4 protein-coding genes are annotated in these 4,025 nt (G+C 71.1%); 1 reads left to right on the forward strand and 3 read right to left on the reverse strand.

All coding sequences use genetic code 11. The annotated features are described in order from the left end of the window. Positions 1 to 304: 304 nt before the first annotated feature. From FE256_RS17520 to FE256_RS17530, 3 genes are all read right to left on the reverse strand, one after another. On the reverse strand, positions 305 to 784 hold the full coding sequence (locus FE256_RS17520) for a GNAT family N-acetyltransferase (protein ID WP_252371082.1): 480 nt from the start codon (positions 782 to 784) through the stop codon (positions 305 to 307). Between the two features lie 492 nt (positions 785 to 1,276). Next, positions 1,277 to 2,404, reverse strand: a complete 1,128-nt coding sequence (locus FE256_RS17525) for a Gfo/Idh/MocA family protein (protein ID WP_138178206.1) — start codon at positions 2,402 to 2,404, stop codon at positions 1,277 to 1,279. After that, positions 2,401 to 3,237, reverse strand: coding sequence for a sugar phosphate isomerase/epimerase family protein (locus FE256_RS17530; protein WP_138178208.1), 837 nt, complete (start codon positions 3,235 to 3,237; stop codon positions 2,401 to 2,403). The genes FE256_RS17525 and FE256_RS17530 overlap by 4 nt, the downstream gene beginning before the upstream one ends. Before the next feature lie 106 nt (positions 3,238 to 3,343). Between FE256_RS17530 and FE256_RS17535 the strand changes: the two genes are divergently transcribed. Next, positions 3,344 to 3,952 carry a TetR/AcrR family transcriptional regulator gene (locus FE256_RS17535; RefSeq protein WP_138178210.1) on the forward strand — a complete coding sequence of 203 codons (609 nt, stop codon included), beginning with the start codon at positions 3,344 to 3,346 and terminating at the stop codon, positions 3,950 to 3,952. The last annotated feature ends 73 nt before the right edge of the window (positions 3,953 to 4,025 follow it).

Below are 4,025 nucleotides of genomic sequence, written 5' to 3' on the forward strand. Positions count from 1 at the left end.
CGTCGGGCTTCGGCGGAGGCGAGTTCGGCATCCATTCCGCGCACCTCGACCAGCACCGAGGAGAGGGCCGAAGCCCCGTCATCGGGTGGTGTCGGAGGGCGATCGAAAGACATGCATGCATGCTAACCACGACCTCCGACATTGAACCCGGCCCACGAGCCGAAATGGGGAGAGATCCGCCGCATCACCCGCTGGGGAGGAGGGATCCGCCGATAGCGGGGCGCTAAGAATCAACCAGCGACCTGCGATTTCCGTAGGAGGAAGCGCTGCGGGTGAAGTCTCGAAGACTCACGGTCCCGCCCATTCACGCGCCGGTGCGCCCTCCGAGCGGCCTCGACCACGCGATCTCGCGCTTCAGTTGCCCGGTTTGCTGGAACAGCCGCACCTGATGCGTATCCGCCAGTGCCGCGGCCAGTTCGTTGCGATCGGCGGGTTCGAACCCCAGGTTCTGCCAGAACGGCCCGGATCGGCGGCTGAAGAGCCAGGCCGTGCGCGCTCCTTCCTCGGCGGCTCGCGTCAGCGCGAAGGTCGCGAGGGCACTGCCGCTCCCGCGGGAACGGTGCGTCGGACGCACCGCGACGCTGCGGATCAACGCGTGGCAACCGTCGGCGCTGAGCTCGTAGCCGGTGCTGCCGACGATCGCACCGGTCTCATCGCGCTCCACCCACAGTCGCACGCTCGGTGCGTCCAGGCCGCTGAGCGTGAGGTCGACCGCCTCGAGGAACGCCGTCAGCGCCTCGACGTCTTCCGGACGGCACCGCTCGAGCTCCACCCGCCGAGTCACGCACGCACGCCGTCCGGGTTCGGGCCCGCGCCCGCCCTGATCGCGACTCCCGGTGTGCCCGTCCGCGCGAAGGCCCACGCGTGCGCCGATCCCCCGAACCCGTCCTCCGCCCAGCGTCCGCCCGCCCGACGGCATCCCCCACCGCACCTGCCGGACACCGCGCGACGGGAGGGCATTCGGGGATCGGAGGATGGATGCCGCGCCGATCGCCCTCCGTGCGCCGGATCTCCTCCGCTCGCCCGGCGCCGCGGCATCCGGGTTCCGGCAACACCACTGCCTGCACCTGCCGGGCACCGCGCGACGGGAGGGCATTCGGGGAGCGGAGGATGGATGCCGCGCGGATCGTCCTCCGTGCGCCGGATCTCCTCCGCTCGCCCGGCGCCGCGGCATCCGCCCGCAATGCCCCGCCCATGCAACCACCCGCAGCGCTCCCCGAAAACACCCCCGCCCCGTGGCATCCACACGACACCACGGGGCGGGAGGCCGAACGGGCTACAGCGTCGACGCGAAGGGGTCGAAGCCCTCGGGCAGCAGCGGCACAGGCGCGACGGTGCTGCCGATCTCGAGCGTCTGGCCCGTCGCGGCCGATTCTTCAGCCGACAGCATCACGTCGAGGACGTGGAAGCCCAGCTCTCCGGTGGCGATGTGCGGGCGGTCCGCGGCGATAGCGCGGGCCATGTCGAGCACGCCGAGGCCGCGGCCGACGACGGTGCCCTCGTTCGGCACCTCGATCCACTCCTGCTCGGTCTTCATGCCGTCGCGGAAGACGCCGAGCGGCTTCACGTATGCGATGCGTCCCTCGAAGCGGTTCGGATCGGGGAGCACCATCGTGCCCTCGGAACCGTGGATCTCGACCACGCCGTGGCGCTCGAGCGCCGAGTCGAAACTCAGCAGGTGCGTGCCGTGCTGGCCGGCCGCGAACGACGTGAGCACCTGCACGGTCGAGGGCACCTCCACCGGGAACGTCTCGCCCGCGCGCGGTCCGGTGTGGATCGTGCGCTCGGTCCGCGGCCGCGAGCCGCGTGCGGTGACCCCGGCGATCGGACCGAGCAGGCTCACGAGCGCCGAGAAATAGTACGGCCCCATGTCGAGCAGCGGACCGGCGCCGCGCGCGAAGAGGAACGCGGGGTCCGGATGCCACAGGTCGGGCCCCTGCGTCTGGAACGACGTCTGCACGAACAGCGGCTCGCCGATGACGCCCTTCTGGATCGCGCGCTTGGCCGACTGAAAACCGGGGCCGAGCAGGGTGTCGGGGGCCGAGCCGATGCGCACGCCCGCGGCATCCGCCTGCTCCAGGAGCGCACGCGTGGCGTCACGGTCGAGGCCGATCGGCTTCTCGGTCCACACGTGCTTTCCCGCCGCGATCGCCGCCGACGACACCTCGACGTGCACCTGCGGGATCGTGAGGTTCACGACCAGGTCGACGTCGGGGTTCGACAGCACCTCGTCGGGAGTTCCTGCGACGGCGACGCCGTGCTCGTCGGCTTTGGCCCGGGCACGGTCGGGGAACAGGTCGCCGACGGCGACGACACTCACATCGGGGAACGAGGTGAGGTTCTCGAGGTAGGTCTGGCTGATGACTCCGGCACCGATGATGCCGACTCCGAGGGGCCGGCTCATCGGACGAACCCGCCCTCGGTGAGGAACGCCAGGCTCGCGGCGATGTCGGCGAACACGTCGCCGGGTGCGCGGTCGTACTCGATCACGGCAAATTTGATGCCCGTGCCGGCGCGCAGCGCGTCGGCGAGCGGAACCTCGCCGGTGCCGGCGTGGCGCTGGTCGAGGCTCGCGGTGGACAGTTCGCCCGCGTCCGGACCCCAGGGGTTGGATGCCGGAACCACACCGTCCTTGACGTGCACGGCCGTGAGCCGGTCGCCGAGGGCCGCGACGAGTGCGGGTACGTTCTGGCCACCGGTGAGCGCCCAGAAGAGGTCGAGCTCGAGCTGTACGCGCTCGTCGGTGAGCGCCACGAAACGCTCGTAGGCGGTCTGGCCGCCGAAGTCGGCCACGAACTCCTGCGCGTGGTTGTGGTAACCGACCGAGAGGCCGAAGGTCGCGGCGACGTCGGCGGCGCGGTTCAGGCGCTCGGCGATGTCGGCGACGCCGTCCTCGGTGAGCCAGCGCTCGGGCGAGACGAACGGGTCGATGACGGTCTGGATGCCGATGGTCGCGGCCGCTTCGAACACCACCTCGGGCGCGGGCGTGGGAATCGAGCCGTCGGGGGTCCACAGCTCATCGCTGAGCAGCGGGGCGTGGCCGGTGGGGGAGGCCAGGCCGCTGGCATCCAGGGCTGCGCGGATCTCGGCGGGGCGATCGACGAACGCGAACGCCTCGACGTTGCGCAGACCGAGCGCCGCAAGCTTGTCGAGCGAGCCGGACATGTCGGCCGAGAACTCGGATGCCAGCGAGTACAGCTGCACCGAGGCTACGGGGCGGGAGGTGGGCGTGGTCATGGGGTCCTTCTGCACGTCGTCGTCGGAGGGGCCGGTCGGCCGTGTCGATACTCTAACCTCCATGTGGAGGTTACGCTAGCGCGATGGAGTGAGGAAAGGTGGGGACATGGCTGACGACGCGACGATCGGGCGGCCCGGACAGCGCCGGCGCGGTGTCGAGCGTCGGCAGGAGATCCTCGACCGCGCGATCGAGGTCTTCCGCCAGCGCGGCGCCGACGGCACCTCGCTGCGCCGCATCGCCGAGTCCATCGGCGTCTCGCACGCGGCGCTCCTGCACTACTTCGACTCCCGCGAACAGTTGCTCGTCGCCGTGTACGACCACGCGGCCGCGAAACGCGCCGAGGAAGAAGCCGCTCACCCCGTCGAGCCGGGCGTCGAGGGGATGATCGCCGCAGCGACCGCCAACGTGGAGGTGCCGGGCCTCGTGCAGCTGTACTCCACGCTCGTCGCCGCGGCGCTCGAGGTCGACAGCGGCGTCGGCAAGGAGTACTTCACGTCGCGGTTCGTGCGGCTGCGCGCCGAGCTCGGCGAGATCTTTCGCGCGCAACAGGCCGAGGGGCGCATCCGCGACGACGTCTCGGCCGATCATCTCGCCGCCCTGCTCATCGCCGCCTCCGACGGCCTGCAGATCCAGTGGCTGCTCGATGCGTCGGTGGGGCTCAGCGACACGCTCCGCACGTTCGGGATGCTGCTGCAGCCTCCGCGCGCGGGCTGACGAGAGCGGCGGCTGACGCGGCGCGGGCTGCAGCGGCGGTGGGGTGCTGCGGCGGTGGGGTCGCGTGGTGGGT

The sequence above is a fragment of the Microbacterium sp. 5K110 genome (assembly GCF_005774735.1).
GTDB lineage: Bacteria > Actinomycetota > Actinomycetes > Actinomycetales > Microbacteriaceae > Microbacterium.

Coding starts and splice junctions, on each gene's coding strand:
- FE256_RS17525 (WP_138178206.1), bottom strand. CDS start 2,404: ATGAGCCGGCCCCTCGGAGTCGGCATCATCGGTGCCGGAGTCATCAGC.
- FE256_RS17530 (WP_138178208.1), bottom strand. CDS start 3,237: ATGACCACGCCCACCTCCCGCCCCGTAGCCTCGGTGCAGCTGTACTCG.
- FE256_RS17535 (WP_138178210.1), top strand. CDS start 3,344: ATGGCTGACGACGCGACGATCGGGCGGCCCGGACAGCGCCGGCGCGGT.